Origin of the sequence: Streptomyces sp. NPDC051664, assembly GCF_044453545.1 — a bacterium.
GTDB lineage: Bacteria > Actinomycetota > Actinomycetes > Streptomycetales > Streptomycetaceae > Streptomyces.
In genome coordinates, this window is sequence record NZ_JBITCU010000010.1 from 70746 (window position 1) to 88166 (window position 17421).

14 protein-coding genes are annotated in these 17421 nt (G+C 69.8%); 4 read left to right on the forward strand and 10 right to left on the reverse strand.

The features are described from left to right. Positions 1 to 7: 7 nt before the first annotated feature. From ruvX to ACIA8E_RS20135, 4 genes are read right to left on the reverse strand one after another with little or no spacing between them, the layout of a single operon-like run. Positions 8 to 493, reverse strand: coding sequence for a Holliday junction resolvase RuvX (gene ruvX, locus ACIA8E_RS20120; protein ID WP_399299870.1), 486 nt, complete (start codon positions 491 to 493; stop codon positions 8 to 10). Beyond that, on the reverse strand, positions 490 to 3159 hold the full coding sequence (alaS, locus tag ACIA8E_RS20125; protein ID WP_399299873.1) for an alanine--tRNA ligase: 2670 nt from the start codon (positions 3157 to 3159) through the stop codon (positions 490 to 492). Before alaS ends, ruvX begins: the two co-directional genes overlap by 4 nt. Then, positions 3159 to 3527: a DUF6167 family protein gene (locus ACIA8E_RS20130; protein WP_399299875.1), complete on the reverse strand. Its 369-nt coding sequence runs from the start codon at positions 3525 to 3527 to the stop codon at positions 3159 to 3161. Before ACIA8E_RS20130 ends, alaS begins: the two co-directional genes overlap by 1 nt. 7 nt (positions 3528 to 3534) lie before the next feature. Next, on the reverse strand, positions 3535 to 3984 hold the full coding sequence (locus ACIA8E_RS20135) for a DUF948 domain-containing protein (RefSeq protein WP_399300367.1): 450 nt from the start codon (positions 3982 to 3984) through the stop codon (positions 3535 to 3537). Between the two features lie 163 nt (positions 3985 to 4147). Here ACIA8E_RS20135 and ACIA8E_RS20140 point away from each other — a divergent pair, with 163 nt between their 5' ends. After that, positions 4148 to 6361, forward strand: coding sequence for an ATP-binding protein (locus ACIA8E_RS20140; protein WP_399299878.1), 2214 nt, complete (start codon positions 4148 to 4150; stop codon positions 6359 to 6361). Positions 6362 to 6378: 17 nt separating this feature from the next. Here the strand turns inward: ACIA8E_RS20140 and rpsD are convergent, their stop codons facing one another. Next, positions 6379 to 6993 carry a 30S ribosomal protein S4 gene (rpsD, locus tag ACIA8E_RS20145; protein ID WP_030918857.1) on the reverse strand — a complete coding sequence of 205 codons (615 nt, stop codon included), beginning with the start codon at positions 6991 to 6993 and terminating at the stop codon, positions 6379 to 6381. A gap of 188 nt (positions 6994 to 7181) precedes the next feature. On the opposite strand from rpsD, the gene ACIA8E_RS20150 reads away from it, so the two are divergent. Beyond that, on the forward strand, positions 7182 to 7883 hold the full coding sequence (locus tag ACIA8E_RS20150) for a DUF2470 domain-containing protein (protein WP_399299882.1): 702 nt from the start codon (positions 7182 to 7184) through the stop codon (positions 7881 to 7883). 30 nt (positions 7884 to 7913) lie between these two features. On the opposite strand, the gene ACIA8E_RS20155 is transcribed toward ACIA8E_RS20150, so the two are convergent. From ACIA8E_RS20155 to ACIA8E_RS20170, 4 genes are all read right to left on the reverse strand, one after another. Then, positions 7914 to 9287, reverse strand: a complete 1374-nt coding sequence (locus ACIA8E_RS20155) for a replication-associated recombination protein A (protein ID WP_399299885.1) — start codon at positions 9285 to 9287, stop codon at positions 7914 to 7916. A gap of 66 nt (positions 9288 to 9353) precedes the next feature. Continuing rightward, positions 9354 to 9989 (reverse strand): vitamin K epoxide reductase family protein, encoded by a 636-nt coding sequence (locus ACIA8E_RS20160; RefSeq protein ID WP_399299888.1) that lies wholly within the window; start codon positions 9987 to 9989, stop codon positions 9354 to 9356. Positions 9990 to 10344: 355 nt separating this feature from the next. Next, a complete protein-coding gene (gene hisS / locus ACIA8E_RS20165) occupies positions 10345 to 11607 on the reverse strand; it encodes a histidine--tRNA ligase (RefSeq protein ID WP_399299890.1) in 1263 nt (420 codons plus the stop codon). A gap of 14 nt (positions 11608 to 11621) precedes the next feature. Next, positions 11622 to 12308: an MBL fold metallo-hydrolase gene (locus ACIA8E_RS20170; RefSeq protein WP_399299892.1), complete on the reverse strand. Its 687-nt coding sequence runs from the start codon at positions 12306 to 12308 to the stop codon at positions 11622 to 11624. Positions 12309 to 12467: 159 nt separating this feature from the next. On the opposite strand from ACIA8E_RS20170, the gene ACIA8E_RS20175 reads away from it, so the two are divergent. Further along, positions 12468 to 13259 carry a peptidylprolyl isomerase gene (locus ACIA8E_RS20175; protein ID WP_399299895.1) on the forward strand — a complete coding sequence of 264 codons (792 nt, stop codon included), beginning with the start codon at positions 12468 to 12470 and terminating at the stop codon, positions 13257 to 13259. Positions 13260 to 13462: 203 nt separating this feature from the next. Continuing rightward, positions 13463 to 14692, forward strand: a complete 1230-nt coding sequence (locus ACIA8E_RS20180) for a DUF349 domain-containing protein (protein WP_399299898.1) — start codon at positions 13463 to 13465, stop codon at positions 14690 to 14692. A gap of 75 nt (positions 14693 to 14767) precedes the next feature. On the opposite strand, the gene ACIA8E_RS20185 is transcribed toward ACIA8E_RS20180, so the two are convergent. Continuing rightward, positions 14768 to 17212: a RelA/SpoT family protein gene (locus tag ACIA8E_RS20185; protein ID WP_399300370.1), complete on the reverse strand. Its 2445-nt coding sequence runs from the start codon at positions 17210 to 17212 to the stop codon at positions 14768 to 14770. Between the last annotated feature and the right edge of the window lie 209 nt (positions 17213 to 17421).

Consider the following 17421-nt stretch of genomic DNA (forward strand, 5'->3'; position numbering starts at 1 on the left):
ATCGCGATCAGACAACCACTTCGACGCCTTCGCCCGGAGCTTTACCTGACGCCCGCTCCGACTCCAGAGCGTTCTGGAGGATCACCACAGCGGCAGCCTGGTCGATGACAGACCGGCCCTTCTTGGACTTCACACCCGAGGCGCGCAGTCCCTGACTCGCCGTCACTGTGGTCATCCTCTCGTCCACCAATCGCACCGGAATGGGTGCGGCCGAGCGGGCGACCTCCTGGGCGAACACCCGGACCTTGGCCGCGGCGGGCCCTTCACCGCCGCCCAGGGATCTGGGCAGCCCGATGATGATCTCGATGGGCTCGTACTCCTCGACGATCTGCCCCAGCCGCCGGTGGGCGGCCGGGACGTCGCGTCCCGGCACGGTTTCCACCGGCGTGGCGAGGATCCCGTCGGGGTCGCACGAGGCGACCCCGATCCGGGCGTCCCCGACGTCGATCGCGAGGCGACGTCCGCGGCGCATCTGCGTCACTCCCGCCGTCACGCCGTCTCGGTGACGAGGCGTTCGACAGCGGCGATGGCCTCGCCGATGGCGGCGGGGTTCTGGCCGCCGCCCTGGGCCACGTCCGGCTTGCCGCCGCCACCGCCGCCGAGGGTCTTGGCAGCCGTACGGACCAGGTCACCGGCCTTGAGGCCGCGCTCGCGGGCCGCCTCGTTGGTGGCGATGACGGTCAGCGGGCGGCCGTTGGCCGTGGTGAACAGGGCCACGACGGCCGGGCGGCCGCCCTGGATGCGGCCCCGGACGTCGAGGACCAGCCTGCGCAGGTCGTCGGCGGACGTCCCGTCCGGCACCTGTCCGGTGACCAGGGCGGTACCGCGTACGTCCTTGGCGGAGTCGGCGAGTCCGCCGGCGGCCTGGAGGACCTTCTCCGCGCGGAACTTCTCGATCTCCTTCTCGGCGTCCTTCAGCTTGCCGAGCATGGCGGAGACCTTCTCCGGGAGCTCCTCGGGGCGGCCCTTGACCAGCTCCTGGAGCTGGGCGACGACCGTGTGCTCCTTGGCCAGGAAGTTGTACGCGTCGACGCCGACGAGGGCCTCGATACGGCGCACGCCGGAGCCGATGGACGACTCGCCGAGCAGCTTCACCAGACCCAGCTGGGCGGTGTTGTGGACGTGCGTACCGCCGCACAGCTCCTTGGAGAAGTCGCCGATGGTGACGACCCGGACCCGCTCGCCGTACTTCTCGCCGAACTCCGCGATGGCGCCCTGCTTCTTCGCCTCGTCGATCGACATGACCTCGGCCTGGACGTCGAGCTCCCGGGTGAGGACCTCGTTGATCTTCTGCTCCACGTCGGTCAGGACCGTGCCGGGGACGGCGGCGGGCGAACCGAAGTCGAAGCGGAAGCGGCCCGGCGAGTTCTCCGAACCCGCCTGGGCAGCCGTAGGGCCGAGAGCGTCACGCAGCGCCTGGTGCGTGAGGTGGGTGGCGCTGTGGGCGCGGGCGATGGCGCGGCGGCGGGTGGTGTCGATGGCGGCGTAGGCGGTGGCGCCGACCGTCACCTCGCCGACCTGGACCGTGCCCTTGTGTACGGAGACGCCCGGGACCGGCTGCTGGACGTCGCGCACCTGGATGACGGCGCCGGTGTCGAGCCGGATCCGGCCCTGGTCGGCGAGCTGGCCGCCGCCCTCGGCGTAGAACGGCGTGCGGTCGAGGACGACCTCGACCTCGTCGCCCTCGGTGGCGGCGGGCGAGGAGATCCCGTCGACGAGGAGGCCGACGATCGTCGACTCGCCCTCGGTGGAGGTGTAGCCGGTGAACTCGGTGGAGCCCGACTTGTCGGCCACCTCGCGGTAGGCGGACAGGTCGGCATGGCCGGTCTTCTTGGCCTTGGCGTCGGCCTTGGCGCGGTCCCGCTGCTCCTTCATCAGGCGGCGGAAGCCGTCCTCGTCCACGGCGAGGCCCTGTTCGGCGGCCATCTCCAGGGTGAGGTCGATCGGGAAGCCCCAGGTGTCGTGGAGCAGGAACGCCTTGTCGCCGGCGAGGACCTTGCCGCCGGCTGCCTTGGTCTCGGTGACGGCGGTGTCGAGGATGTTGGTGCCGCCCTTGAGAGCCTTCAGGAAGGCGGCCTCTTCGGCGAGCGCGACGGTCTCGATGCGCTTGCGGTCGGTGATCAGCTCCGGGTACTGCTGGCCCATCGACTGGATGACCGTGTCGACGAGCTCGGCGACGACCGGGCCGGTGGCGCCGAGGAGGCGCATGTTGCGGACGGCGCGGCGCATGATGCGGCGCAGGACGTAGCCGCGGCCCTCGTTGCCGGGGGAGACACCGTCGCCGATGAGCATGACGGACGTACGCATGTGGTCGGTGACGACCCGGAGCGAGACGTCGGAAGTGTGGTTCTCGCCGTAGCGCACCCCGGTCAGCTCGGTGGCCTTCTCGATGACGGCCATCGAGGTGTCGATCTCGTACAGGTTCTGCACGTCCTGCAGGATCATCGCGAGGCGCTCGAGGCCGAGGCCGGTGTCGATGTTCTTGGACGGCAGGTCACCGAGGATCGGGAAGTCCTCCTTGCCGTCGCCGGCGCCCCGCTCGTACTGCATGAAGACCAGGTTCCAGATCTCCACGTACCGCTCGTCGTTGACGGCCGGGCCGCCCTCGACACCGAACTCGGGGCCACGGTCGTAGTTGATCTCGGAGCAGGGGCCGCACGGGCCGGGGACGCCCATGGACCAGAAGTTGTCCTTCTTGCCCAGACGCTGGATGCGTTCGGCCGGGACGCCGATCTTGTCGCGCCAGATCTGCTCGGCCTCGTCGTCGTCGAGGTAGACCGTGATCCACAGTCGATCGGGGTCGAGGCCGAAGCCGCCGTCCGCCACGGAGGTGGTGAGAGCCTCCCAGGCGTAGCTGATGGCGCCTTCCTTGAAGTAGTCGCCGAACGAGAAGTTCCCGCACATCTGGAAGAAGGTGCCGTGCCGGGTGGTCTTGCCGACCTCTTCGATGTCGGGCGTACGCACACACTTCTGCACGCTGGTGACGCGCGGGGCGGGCGGCTTGACCTCGCCGAGGAAGTACGGCTTGAAGGGGACCATGCCCGCGGGGACCAGCAGCAGAGTCGGGTCGTCCGCGATGAGCGACGCCGAAGGCACGACGGTGTGCCCGCGCTCCTCGAAGAAGCTCAGCCAGCGGCGACGAATTTCAGCCGACTCCATCAGTGGTCCTCATTCCGGTTGTACGAGTTGTCGTTGTACGAGTGGTAGGGGAGCTTGCGGTGGGCGGTGGCGTCTGCGGCCGGGGCGGACTCGGCCGCTTCGACCGCGAAACGACGCTGTACCGGGAGCTCGGGATCGACCGGTGCCTGCAGGCCCAGCGCCTCCCCCAGCTCGGCCTCGCGCCGGACCATGCCGTCGCGGACGTCGAGAGCGAAGTCCTTGAGCTTGTGACCTCCCTCGATCGCCTTGTCGGCGGCACGCGCCGCGAGGCTCTCGGGGGTCAGCTGCTTGAGCTTCCGGTTGACCTTGGTGGTGGCCCAGACACCGGCGGCTGCGCCGGCGGTGAACCAGAACGTACGGCGGAACATCGCTGCGTCAGTCCTTCGATCCGCGGGAGCTTCTGCCGCCGCGCTTCTTGGCCCTCGCGGACGGCACCGTACGGCCGACGACCACCGTGCGACGCGGCGCCCGGCGGGCCGGCTCGGCTTCCGGGGAGGTCCGGCGGCCGATGGCCTGCCGCACTCCGTAACCGAACGCGGCCACCTTGACCAGTGGTCCGCCGAAGGTGGATGCGACGGTGGTGGAGAGCGCCGAGGCGTTGGAGGTGACCTCCTGGACGTCCGTCGCGATCGCGTCGACCTTGTCGAGCTGGGTCTGCGCGGAGCGCACCGTCGCGGAGGCGTCGGCGAGCAGCGGAACGGCCTGTTCGGTCACTTCCGCCACGAGCTTGGTGGTTGCCTTGAGCGTCTGGGCCAGCCTCACCAGGACGACGGCGAGGAACGAGACCAGGATCGCCCAGAAGACGGCCACCAGGATCCCGGCCACCTCTCCACCGGACACGTTGCACCGCTCTCTGGCTTGTCGAATCGTCGTCTCCCGACCCTATCGCGCCGGGGGGCGCGCCCCCTACCGCATCAGGGATGGGGGGAGCGGGAGTTGCACAAAGGAGATTGTACGGAGAGCTGCCAGGCCAGTACTCTGCGTGTTCATGCGACGCTCCCAGCGCCCCTCCCCCGACGATTCCCCCGACGCTCCGAGCCCCACCAGCACGGCCCGTGGCAATCTCCCGGCGGAACTGAACCGATTCGTGGGACGTGCCGAGGAGCTGGCCGACCTGGGCCGTCTGCTGACGGAATCGAGACTGGTCACCGTGGTCGGGGTGGGTGGCGTGGGGAAGACCCGGAGTGCCATCCGGGCTGCGGCTCTCCTGGAGAAACGGTACTGCGACGGGGTCTGGCTGGTGGAGCTGTCCGCCGTCCACGACCCCGGACTGCTGGAACATGCCGTGATCGATGCGCTGGGACTCACAGATCACACCAGCCGCCCGCCTCGCACGACACTCCTCGAACATCTCACCGGACGCCGGCTCCTGCTGGTGATCGACGGCTTCGAGCATCTTGTCGACGCCTGCGCCGAGTTGGTGTGCGCGCTGCTGCGCAGGTGCCCGCAGGTGCGGGTGCTGGCCGCCGGACGGCAGCCCCTGGAACTGGACGGCGAGGTCACCTATCCGCTCGCGCCGATGGCTGACGAGGACGCGATGACACTGTTCGCGGAACGGGCCGCGGCGGTGCGCCCGGAGTTCCGGCTGACGGACGACAACCGCGGATCGGCGCGGGAGCTGTGCCGTCGGCTGGACGGGATCCCGCTCGCGCTGGAACTGGCCGCCGGACGGCTTCGCGCCCTGTCCACGGAACAGGTGCTGCAACGTCTGGACGACCGCTTCCGGCTGCTGACCGGCGCCAGCCGCAGCGCGCAGGCGCGCCACCAGACGCTCCGTACGGCCATCGGCTGGAGCCACGAGCTGTGCGCTCCGGAGCAGCGGCTGCTGTGGGCGCGGCTGTCGGTCTTCGCCGGGCAGTTCGATCTGGAGGCCGTCGAGTACATCTGCAGCAGCCCCGAACTGCCGGCCGAGTCGGTGCTCGATGTACTGACGGGGCTGCTGGCGCAGTCCGTGGTGCTGCGCGAGGACTCGGCGGTGGGCACCCGCTACCGGATGCTGGACACGGTGCGCGAGTACGGCGCCGAGTGGCTGGCCGCCACCGGCGACACGGACCGGTTACGACGGCGCCACCGGGACTGGTTCCTGGGGCTCGCCACCTGGTGCGAGCTCGACTGGTTCAGCCCGCGGCAGGGCGAGGTCGCGGCCCGGGCCGAGAGCGAACTGCCCAATCTGCGCCGGGCGATGGAGTGTTCGCTGGAGTCCCCGGACGAGGCCCATCTCGCGCAGTACCTGGCGGCCACGCTCTGGTTCCTCTGGGTCGGCTGCGGGCGCCTCTCGGAGGGGCGGCACTGGCTGAACCATGTACTGGAGGAGGAGACGCCGTACGAACCGTCCCGGCTCAAGGCGCTGTGGGTGCTCGGGTATGTGGCCGTGCTGCAGGGGGACGCGATCGGTGCGATCTCCGCGTTGCACGAGTGCCGGGAGGAGGCGGAGCGGACCGGTGACGCGGCGGCCCAGGCCTACGCGGTGCACCGCACGGGATGTCTGGCCCTCGTCACGGACGACATGGTCCGCGCGGAGGAGCTGTTGCAGGACGCCCTGGGGCGCTACCGGGACCTCGGCGAGCTGAACAGCAATGTGCTGATGGCCCAGATCGAACTGGCGATGGCGGTCGGGTTCCGCGGGGACCTGCAGGGCGCGGTGGAGATCTGCCAGGAGGTCAGGGAGGTCTGCGAGGACCGCGGGGAGCGGTGGGCACTCTCGTACGCGCTCTTCGTGCTGGCCTACGCGCAGCTGCAGCAGGGACGGCCGGAGTGCGCCCGGGAGCTGCTCCAGGAGTCCCTGGCCATCGGCCACGCCTTCCATGACCTGCTCGGGTCCGTCCTCGCCATGGAGCTGCTGGCACTGGTCACGGCGGTCGAGGGGGATGCGGCGGAGGCGGCGGTGCTGCAGGGGGCCGCCGAACGGATCTGGCCGTCGGTGGGGCTGCCGCTGTTCGGTTCGGCGTACTACGGAAGGCCGCGGGCGGAGTGCGAGCGGCTGGCGCGGCAGAAGCTGGGCGACGCACGGTACGAATCGGGTCGGCGGGCGGGTGCGCAGCTGGATCCGGACGCGGCGGTGGCACGGGCGCTGGCGTGCCGGACCGTGGACCGTCCGGGCGTGAAGGCACAGCGGCGTGGTCCCGTACCGGCCCCGGACGGCAGAACGCGGAAGCCCGCCGCCTCCCCGACTTCGGGGAGGGGCGGGCCCGATCGCTGGTGAGAGCGGCTACGCCTGGATCAGCGGGCGTAGTACTCGACGACGAGCTGCTCGTCGCAGATCACCGGGATCTCCTTGCGGTTCGGGTCCCGGTCCAGGCGGAAGGCCAGGGCCTTCAGGTTCACCTGCAGGTAGCGCGGGGTCTCGCCGTCGGGGGCGTAACCACCCTCGCGGGCCACCTGGAAGGGGTGCTTGTCGCGGCTGCGCTCGCGGACCATCACGATGTTGTCGGGACGGACGCGGAAGGACGGCTTGTCGACCTTGCGGCCGTCGACCTCGATGTGGCCGTGGACGACCATCTGGCGGGCCTGGTAGATCGTGCGGGCGATGCCCGAACGCAGGACCAGCGCGTCGAGACGGCGCTCGAGCTCGACGACGAGCGCCTCGCCCGTCTTGCCTTCGGCCTTCTTGGCGCGGTCGTAGGCGCGCGCCATCTGGCGCTCGCTGATGTCGTACTGGGCGCGCAGACGCTGCTTCTCGAGCAGACGGACCTTGTAGTCCGAGTTCTGCTTGCGGCCACGGCCGTGCTCGCCCGGCGGGTAGGGGCGGGCCTCGAAGTACTTGACGGCCTTCGGCGTCAGGGCGATGCCGAGCGCACGAGACTTCTTGACCTTGGGACGCGACTGATTAGGCACGTTCTCCAGACCTCCGTTGTGGGTTAGGTTAGGCTCACCTTACTCAAGGAGATCGCATGTCTCGCCCTGGGAACACCACACACGTCACGGACAGCACTGACAGCGTCGACGCCATCGAGGACGTCGATACGACGGAGGACCGATCAGATCGTGGTCAGCCGCGTCCCAGCGGGCTTGAAAACACACGGATGCCGTCAGCAGCCGAGCGCACACGAACTCTCGTACAGAGTACCTGTTCGGCGGTACTGCTCATCCCCGGGCTGACCACAGCCGGTTTCGACCAGCTGGTGCCGCTGGACCGCAGCGTGGGCCCCGAGGGCGATCTGTTCCTCGAGTTTCCCGCCGATTCCCCGGCCGTACGGGCCGCCACGCGCGCCCAGGACGACGAGCTGACCGCCGTGTTGGAGATCACGGACGTCGCACCGGTCTCCGTACCGCACCGCATCCGTGGCCGCGGTTGGATCTCCGGATGGCTCACCTCCGTACCGGGAATGGCCGGTCCCGGACGGATGATGCTGCGGCTGGAGACCGGTGAGGCGTACGTCGACGATCTGTGGGGCGCCCAGGACGTCGAGCCGGAGGAATTCCGGGACGCCGCCGCCGACCCGCTCGTCGCCCACGAGGCGGAGCTGCTGCAGCATCTGCACGCGGCGCACGGCGAACAGGTGGCGCTGCTGTGCGGGCTGCTGGGAGAGCGGGTGGACGGCAGCTGCGCGGCCCACCGGCCCTCGGTCGTGCCGGTCGCGCTCGACCGGCACGGGCTGCGGGTGCGCTTCTGCGAGGCCGACGGGCGGTGCTTCGACGCACGCTTCGAGTTCCCCGAGCCGGTGCGCGACGTCACCGAGCTGCGCCACGCGATGCACACACTGTTCGAAGCGGCCGCACGCTGAACGGGTGCCCCACCGTCCGGAGGAGGAGCGTCACGCGTCCGTCGCGTCGTCGGAACCACCGCGGCCCAACCGGTCGCGGACCCGGTCCACCACATCGGCATAGCGCGCCTCGGCGCCGTACCGGGTGGGCCGGTAGTAGCGCTTGTCGGCGACCGCGTCCGGGGCGTACTGCTGGGCTGCGATCCCGCCGGGGACATCGTGCGGATAGATGTAGCCCTGCGCATGGCCCAGCTTGGCGGCCCCCTTGTAGTGGCCGTCGCGGAGATGGGCCGGGACCGGGCCCGCCAGGCCGTTGCGCACATCCTCCTGGGCGGCGGAGATCGCCAGCGTCGCCGCATTCGACTTGGGGGCGAGCGCCAGCGCGATCGTGGCATGGCTGAGGGTGAGCGCCGCCTCCGGGAAGCCGATCATGGCGACGGCCTGGGCGGCGGCGACCGCTGTGGGCAGCGCCGTCGGGTCGGCGAGGCCGATGTCCTCGCTGGCGGAGATCATCAGCCGCCGGGCGATGAACCGCGGGTCCTCCCCCGCCTCGATCATCCGGGCCAGATAGTGCAGCGCCGCGTCCACGTCGGAGCCGCGGATCGACTTGATCAGCGCGCTCGCCACGTCGTAGTGCTGGTCACCGTCCCGGTCGTACTTCACGGCCGCCCGGTCGACGGTCGCCTCGACCGTCTGGAGGGTGACCTCCTTCTCCTGCATGGCGAGGGCCGCGCCGGCCGCGGCCTCCAGCGCTGTCAGCGCGCGGCGCGCGTCGCCGCCCGCGATGCGCAGCAGATGCGCCTCGGCGTCCTCGGGCAGGGTGACCGCGCCGCCGAGGCCGTGCTCGGCGGTCAGGGCGCGGCGCATCAGGGCGCGCAGATCGTCGTCGGTGAGCGATTCGAGGGTCAGGAGCAGCGAGCGCGACAGGAGCGGCGAGATGATCGAGAAGTACGGGTTCTCGGTCGTCGCGGCGATGAGCGTCACCCAGCGGTTCTCCACGGCCGGCAGCAGCGAGTCCTGCTGGGCCTTGGAGAAGCGGTGGATCTCGTCGAGGAAGAGGACGGTCTCCTTGCCGTAGCCACCGGTGGCGCGGCGGGCGCTCTCGATGACGGCCCGTACTTCCTTGACCCCCGCGGTGATCGCGGAGAGCTCGACGAAGCGCTTGTTGGTGGCCTTGCTGACCACGTACGCCAGAGTCGTCTTGCCGATGCCGGGCGGGCCCCAGAGGATCACCGACGACGGGCCGGCAGGCCCGCCGCCCCCTTCGCCGACGAGGCGGCGCAGCGGCGAGCCCGGTTTCAGCAGATGCTGCTGGCCGACGACCTCGTCGAGGATACGAGGGCGCATCCGGACAGCGAGGGGGCTGCTGGACGGGTCCTTCTCCTGGCGGTCTTCGGCGGCTGCGGTAAAGAGGTCGGGCTCCACGTTTTGAAGCCTATGTCACGGCACTGACAGCCCGGCCGGGCCGGTGCCCGCTCCCGGCGCGGACGGTCAGCTGGTCCAGAAGTCCCACCAGCGGGTCAGGATCAGCATGCCGATGATGCCCACCCAGAGGACCGGCGGCACCCAGTGGAACTCCGTCAGTCCGTTGCGCAGCCAGTTCGGCGCGGGCAGGATCCGGTGCTTGATGTTGTGCGTGGTGACGTAGCAGAACATGAAGATCGTCGCGACCCAGGCCAGGCAGCACCACAGGCAGAGCGAGTTGATGTTGTACAGCGACTGGTACTGCAGCCAGGTGCAGAAGCCGACGCCGAACAGTGTGCCTGCGTTGAGCCCGAGCCAGTACCAGCTGCGGAAACGGGCGCCGGCGAGCAGGGCCAGGCCGATCCCGATGACGACGGAGTAGGTGACGAGTCCCAGCATCGGGTTCGGGAACCCGAAGACGGACGCCTGCTCGCTCTTCATGATGTTGCCGCACGAGACCACAGGGTTGAGGCTGCAGCCCGGGGTGAAGCTGGGGTCCTCGAGCAGCTTGAACTTGTCGATCGTGATCACCCAGGCGGCGAGGAGACCCGCGGCACCGGTGATCACCAGCAGCAGTGCGAACGCGCGACTGCCGCCGATGGTCCTCTTCCGGCCGTCCTCGTCCTGGTCCGAGGAGGGATGGTCAACCGCTGCAGTCGTCATATCGCCGTTCCATCAGTGAGTGGCCTGCTGGGCATGTCATTGTGCCGCACCACCTCATCTGCCATCCGTTCGATGGGCATAAAGGTGTACGGAGAGACGCACGCACGGGTGACAGGGAACGCGTGGCGCTCGCGAGCCACTCCTCGCCATGACCGAACCGGCGGCGGCCGTCGGGGGGCTGCCCAGGCATTACGGACGGCGGGCAGCCACGACGGGGCGCCGCCCCGGCTTCCACCGCGGACCGCCGTCTTTCTCGTCGGCCAGGATGAACCGGCTCCTGCGGAGTTGACGGCACGGGTCTGTAACGCACGGTGCCCGCCCGGCGGACCGGGCGGGCACAGTCGGAGACGGTGGATCAGGCCAGCTTCTGCTGGATCTCGGCGACCAGCGCGTCGAGCGCGACCGCCTGCTGCTCGCCCGACTCCATGTCCTTCAACTGGACCACGCCCTCGGCGAGATCACGTTCGCCCGCGACGACGGTGAAGCGGGCGCCGGACCGGTTGGCGCTCTTCATCGCGCCCTTGAGACCGCGGCCGCCGAACGCGAAGTCGGCGGCGACGCCCACTCGGCGCAACTCCGTCACCTTGGCGAACAGCATCCGGCGGGCCTCCTCGCCGAGCGGCACCGCGAAGACGCTGGTGGACGAGGGCAGTTCGAGCTCGATGCCCTCGGCCTCCAGCGCGAGCACCGTACGGTCCACGCCGAGCGCCCAGCCGACCGACGGGAGCGCCGGGCCTCCGATCATCTCGGACAGACCGTCGTAGCGGCCGCCGCCGCCGACCGCGGACTGCGAGCCGAGTCCGTCGTGGACGAACTCGAAGGTGGTGCGGGTGTAGTAGTCGAGGCCGCGGACGAGCTTCTCGTCGTCCTCGTACACCACACCCGCCGCGGTCAGCAGATCGCGGACCTCCTCGTGGTACGCCTTGCACGCGTCGCACAGGTAGTCGCGCAGGACCGGTGCGCCGACAAGCTGCTTCTGCACCTCGGGGCGCTTGTCGTCGAGGACCCGCAGCGGGTTGAGGTCGATGCGGCGGCGGGTGTCCTCGTCCAGGTCGAGCTCGCGCAGGAACTCCTGGAGCGCGTCCCGGTAGACGGGACGGCACTCCTTGTCGCCCAGCGAGTTCAGCAGGATCCGGAAATTCTGCAGGCCCAGCGTGCGGTACGCCTGGTCGGCCAGGATGATCAGCTCGGCGTCCAGGGCCGGGTCCTCGGCACCGATCGCCTCGGCACCGACCTGCGAGAAGTGCCGGTAGCGGCCCTTCTGCGGGCGCTCGTAGCGGTAGTACGAGCCGGAGTACCAGAGCTTGACCGGCAGGTTGCCGAGCTTGTGGAGGTTGGCCTCCAGTGCGGCACGCAGCACGGACGCGGTGCCCTCGGGGCGCAGCGCCAGCTCGGAGCCGCCCTTGGTGGTGAGCGTGTACATCTCCTTGCTCACGATGTCGGTGGACTCACCGACTCCGCGAGAGAAGAGCGCGACGTCCTCGAAGCCGGGCGTCTCGATGTATCCGTAGCCGGAGTTCTTCAGCGGTGCGGAGAGCGCCTCGCGCACGGCGAGGTACTTCGCGGAGTCGGGCGGGGTCAGGTCGTACGTGCCCTTGGGGGCCTTGAAGGTGCTCACGGTTCTAACTCTCGTCACATTCCTCGTCGGGGCGCGGCCAGCCCGTGCAGATACGGGTTCGAGGCGCGCTCGCGGCCGATGGTCGTCTGGGGGCCGTGGCCGGACAGCACCACGGTCGAGTCTTCGAGCGGCAGGCACACACGGGCCAGCGACTCGAGCATCTCGGCGTGGTCGCCGCCGGGCAGGTCGGTGCGTCCGACGGAGCCGGCGAAGAGCAGGTCGCCCGAGAAGAGGACCTGCGGAACATCCGCGGCCTCGGGCATCCTGAACGTCACCGACCCCCTGGTATGGCCAGGCGCATGCGCGACACCGAACTCCAGACCGGCCAGCAACAGCTGGGCACCGTCGCTCAGCTCCTTGACGTCGTCCGGCTCCCCCACCGTCAGCTCGCCCATGAGCGGCATCCCGATGGAGCGGCCGAGGGCCTTCTCCGGGTCGCTCATCATGTACCGGTCCTCGGGGTGGATCCAGGCGGGGACATCGTGCGCGCCGCACACCGGGACGACCGAGGCGACATGGTCGATGTGCCCGTGGGTGAGCACTACGGCGACCGGCTTCAGCCGATGCTTCTTCAGCGCGTCCTCGACTCCCTGGGTGGCCTGGTGGCCCGGGTCGATGATCACGCACTCCTCACCGGCGGCGGGGGCGACCACATAGCAATTGGTCCCCCAGGCCCCGGCGGGGAACCCGGCAATGAGCACGATCGTCCTTAAAGGTCGTCCGACGGAGGGGTGCGGCCGACTGCGGCTGAGAAGGTCGCGGCAGTTCAGAGCCTACCGGCGCTCCTCATTCCACAGCTAACCCATATACGGTACGGGGCAACCCAGGCCCGATCACACGACGTACAAGGAGATCACCCGGTGGTCAGCAGCGATCAGCGGCGGCGGCAGCTCGCCAGGGAGAAGTTCGAGCGGCAGCAGCAGCGCCGGGAGGAGGCCCGCCGCAGGACCAGGCAACTCACCGTCGTCATCGCGTCCGCGCTGGCCGTGGTGGCGGTCGTCGGAGTCACCGCGTTCGTCTCCCTCGGCGGCGACGACAAGGACAAGAACGACGCGGCGTCGAGCACCAGCCCCTCGCCCTCGCCCTCGCCCTCCGCGAGCGCGAGCAGTGCGCCCGAGCCCGCGATGAAGATCGACAAAAAGTCGAAGTACACGATGTCGCTCAAGACGAGCCAGGGCGACATCGCGTTCACGATGGACGCGGCGAAGACCCCGCACACGACGAACTCGTTCAAGTCGCTCGCGGACAAGGGCTTCTTCGACGGCACGAAGTGTCACCGGCTCACCACGCAGGGAATCTTCGTCCTGCAGTGCGGTGACCCCAAGGGCGACGGCACGGGCGGCCCGGGCTACACGATCCCGGACGAGAACCTGACCGCGCTGGGCAAGGCGGGCAAGGACGGCACGGTGACGTACCCGGCGGGCACGGTGGCGATGGCCAACACCGGTCAGGCGCACACCGGCGGCAGCCAGTTCTTCCTGGTGTACAAGGACAGCAAACTGCCGCCGACGTACACGCCGTTCGGCACGATGGACGCCGCCTCGCTCAAGGCCGTGAAGGCGGTCGGGACCGCCGGTGTCACCGGTGGCGCGGCGGATGGTGCCCCGAAGAAGGCCGTCACCATCTCGAAGGCGGCAGTCGACAAGGCCTGAACCGACCGGGGCGGCCGGCCCGGCGAGCCCGGTCCGGCCGTCGTGGTGCGAGCCGAAGAATTCGGCCGCGCTGAGTGCGGACAGCCGGGCGGCCGGTCGCCTAGATTGGCGTTGTGCAGGGCGGGCGCGCAGCCCGCCCCAGGAAACTGTGGACGATGCCAGGGGGGCGAACCCTCTCACAGGCATCAGGTGGAGGAGGCGCTGTGAGCAGCGACCCGTGGGGCCGCGTCGACGAGACGGGCACCGTGTACGTGCGTACAGCCGACGGCGAGCAGGTGGTCGGATCGTGGCAGGCCGGCTCACCCGAGGAGGCTCTGGCCTACTTCGAGCGCAAGTACGAGGGCATCGTGGTCGAGATCGGCCTCCTCGAACGGCGGGTGAAGACGACCGACCTGTCGGCGAAGGACGCAACGACCGCCATCGAGCATCTGCGTCAGCAGGTCGACGAGCATCACGCGGTCGGTGACCTCGACGCGTTGCGCAAGCGCCTGGACGCGCTGGTCTCGACGGTCGAGTCCCGCCGCGAGGAGCGCAAGGTCCAGAAGGCGAAGCAGACCGACGAGGCGAAGCACGCCAAGGAGGCGCTGGTCGTCGAGGCCGAGGAGCTGGCGCAGAGCGAGCAGTGGCGCTCCGCGGGCGAGCGGCTGCGGGCGCTCGTCGACACGTGGAAGGGCCTGCCGCGGCTCGACCGCAAGTCGGACGACGAGCTGTGGCACCGCTTCTCGCACGCGCGCTCGGCGTTCTCCAAGCGCCGCAAGGCGCACTTCGCCTCGCTGGACGCCCAGCGCGAGGAGGCCCGTAAGGCCAAGGAGAAGCTGGTCGTCGAGGCCGAGGCGCTGTCCGGTTCCACCGACTGGGGGACAACGGCCGCGCGCTACCGCGATCTGATGACGGAGTGGAAGGCGGCGGGCCGCGCCCAGCGCGAGGCGGAGGACGATCTGTGGAACCGCTTCCGCGGTGCGCAGGACGTCTTCTTCGCCGCCCGCGGCGAGGTCTTCGCCGAGCGGGACGCCGAGCAGGGCGAGAACCTCAAGCTGAAGGAGGAGCTCGCGGTCGAGGCCGATAAGCTGGTGCCGGTGAAGGACCTGAAGGCGGCCAGGGCCGCGTTCCGTGCCATCAACGAGCGCTGGGAGGCCATCGGCCATGTGCCGCGTGACGCCCGCCCGAAGATCGAGGGGCGGATGCAGGCGGTGGAGCGGGCGCTCCAGGAGGCCGAGGAGTCCGAGTGGCGCCGGACGAACCCGGAGGCGCGTGCGCGCGCCGAGGGTCTGACCGGTCAGCTGCAGGCTGCCGTGGACAAGCTGCGTACGCAGATCGACACGGCGCGCGCCGCGGGCAACAACGCCCGGGCCGACAAGCTGGCCCGTGAGCTGGAGGGCCGCCAGGCACTGCTGGACCAGGCGCTGAAGGGCCTGGAGGAGTTCGGCGGCTGAAACACCGCGCAGAAGGAAGGGGGCTCCCGTACGTGAGGTACGGGAGCCCCTTCCTTGCGTGCGTGTGGGGTCCGCTTACGGCCGGCGGGCCGAAGTCACGCGATAGACGTCGTAGACGCCCTCCACGCCCCGTACGGCCTTCAGGACGTGTCCGAGGTGCTTCGGGTCGCCCATCTCGAAGGTGAAGCGCGAGGTGGCCACCCGGTCCCGCGAGGTCTGCACGGCCGCGGACAGGATGTTGACGTGCTGGTCGGACAGGACGCGTGTGACGTCCGAGAGCAGCCGGGACCGGTCCAGCGCCTCGACCTGGATGGCGACCAGGAAGACCGAGGACTGGGTGGGTGCCCATTCGACCTCGAGGATCCGCTCCGGCTGCTGCGACAGCGAGTCGACGTTGACGCAGTCGGCGCGGTGCACGGAGACGCCGCTGCCGCGGGTGACGAAGCCGATGATCGGGTCGCCGGGTACGGGTGTACAGCAGCGGGCCAGTTTGACCCAGACGTCCTCGACGCCCTTGACGACCACACCGGGATCGGCGTTGGAGCGGCGCTTGTGGCGGCTGCGGGACGGCGGTGAGCTCTCCGCGAGATCCTCGTTGGCGGCGTCCTCCCCGCCGAGCGCCTGCACCAGCTTCTGCACGACGCCCGCGGCTGCGACATGGCCCTCGCCGATCGCCGCGTAGAGCGACGAGATGTCGGGGTAGCGCATCTCGTGAGCGAGCGTGACCAGCGAGTCGCCGGTCAGGATCCGCTGGATCGGCAGGTTCTGCTTGCGCATGGCGCGCGCGATGGAGTCCTTGCCCTGCTCGATCGCCTCGTCGCGGCGCTCCTTGGAGAACCAGGCGCGGATCTTGTTCCGGGCGCGCGGCGACTTGACGAAGCCGAGCCAGTCCCGGGACGGTCCCGCGCCGGCCGCCTTGGAGGTGAAGACCTCCACCAGGTCGCCGTTGTCGAGGGTCGACTCGAGTGGCACGAGCCGCCCGTTGACCCGTGCTCCTATGGTCCGGTGGCCGACCTCCGTGTGCACGGCGTACGCGAAGTCGACCGGTGTCGCGCCCGCGGGGAGCGCTATGACGTCGCCCTTGGGCGTGAAGACGAAGACCTCGTTGCGGGAGAGGTCGAAGCGCAGCGAGTCCAGGAACTCGCTGGGGTCCTCGGTCTCCTTCTGCCAGTCCAGGAGCTGGCGCAGCCACGCCATGTCGTTGACGGTGTCCTGGCCGCGGCCGGTGTTCTTCGGTACGTCGGTACGGACCTTGGAGGCGCCCGCGACGGCCTCCTGCTTGTACTTCCAGTGCGCGGCGATGCCGTACTCGGCGCGACGGTGCATGTCGAACGTGCGGATCTGCAGCTCGACGGGCTTGCCGCTGGGACCGATCACCGTGGTGTGCAGCGACTGGTACATGTTGAACTTGGGCATCGCGATGTAGTCCTTGAACCGGCCGGGGACCGGATTCCATCGCGCGTGCACGGTGCCGAGTGCCGCATAACAGTCACGAACGGTGTCGACGAGGACGCGGATGCCCACCAGGTCGTAGATCTCGGCGAAGTCCCGGCCCCGCACGATCATCTTCTGGTAGACGCTGTAGTAGTGCTTCGGGCGTCCGGTGACGGTGGCCTTGATCCGGGCGGCGCGCAGGTCGGCCTGGACCTCGTCGGTCACTATGGCGAGGTACTCGTCACGCTTGGGCGCCCGCTCGGCGACGAGACGGACGATCTCGTCGTACATCTTGGGGTAGAGGATCGCGAAGGCGAGGTCCTCCAGTTCCCACTTGATGGTGTTCATGCCCAGGCGGTGTGCCAGGGGCGCGTAGATCTCCAGCGTCTCGCGGGCCTTCTTCTCCTGCTTCTCCCGCTTGAGATAGCGCATGGTGCGCATGTTGTGCAGCCGGTCGGCGAGCTTGATGACGAGGACCCGGGGGTCCTTGGCCATGGCGACGACCATCTTGCGTACGGTCTCGGCCTGTGCGGCCTCGCCGAACTTGACCTTGTCGAGCTTGGTCACGCCGTCGACGAGCAGTGCGACCTGGTCGCCGAAGTCGCGGCGCAGCGTGTCGAGGCCGTACTCGGTGTCCTCGACCGTGTCGTGCAGCAGGCCCGCCATCAGCGTCGCCGGGTCCATGCCGAGTTCGGCGAGGATCGTCGTGACGGCGAGCGGGTGCGTGATGTACGGGTCGCCGCTCTTGCGCTTCTGGCCGCGGTGCCAGCGTTCGGCGACCTGGTAGGCGCGCTCGATCTGACGCAGCGTGGACGTCTCGATCTTGGGGTCGTTGCTGCGGACGGCACGCAGCAGCGGTTCGAGGACCGGGTTGTACGGGCTGGAGCGCTGCACCCCGAGCCGGGCGAGCCTGGCCCGTACCCGGTTGGAGGAGCCGCCGGAACGAGCCACGGCGCCGGCCGGTGCCACAGGCTTTGCGGCGGGCTTGGCCGGGGGCTTCGGGGCTGTCGGCGCCGGCGAGGCCGGGGCCGGCCGGTCGGCGGCGGACCCGTTCGCCTTGATGGGCGCCTGCGCGGGGCTGCGCACGGGTTCGGGGGCCGGGGGCTTCGGCTTCTCCTTCGCCGCGGGCTGCTTCTTCTCGGGCGTGGCTGGGACCGCCGCGGGCTTGTCGGGCTGCGGGGCGGCGACTGGCTGGGCCTCGTCTGGCAAGAGCGCTCCTCGTGCGGATCCGGACACCCGGAAAGGCCATCGTATCGACCCTGCGGCCGGAGCTCCCCCGGGGACGGTGAGACCTT

Excerpts from the sequence above, each read along its gene's own strand:
- alaS (WP_399299873.1), bottom strand. The coding sequence starts at position 3,159 with ATGGAGTCGGCTGAAATTCGTCGCCGCTGGCTGAGCTTCTTCGAGGAG.
- ACIA8E_RS20130 (WP_399299875.1), bottom strand. The coding sequence starts at position 3,527 with ATGTTCCGCCGTACGTTCTGGTTCACCGCCGGCGCAGCCGCCGGTGTC.
- ACIA8E_RS20140 (WP_399299878.1), top strand. The coding sequence starts at position 4,148 with ATGCGACGCTCCCAGCGCCCCTCCCCCGACGATTCCCCCGACGCTCCG.
- ACIA8E_RS20150 (WP_399299882.1), top strand. The coding sequence starts at position 7,182 with ATGCCGTCAGCAGCCGAGCGCACACGAACTCTCGTACAGAGTACCTGT.
- ACIA8E_RS20160 (WP_399299888.1), bottom strand. The coding sequence starts at position 9,989 with ATGACGACTGCAGCGGTTGACCATCCCTCCTCGGACCAGGACGAGGAC.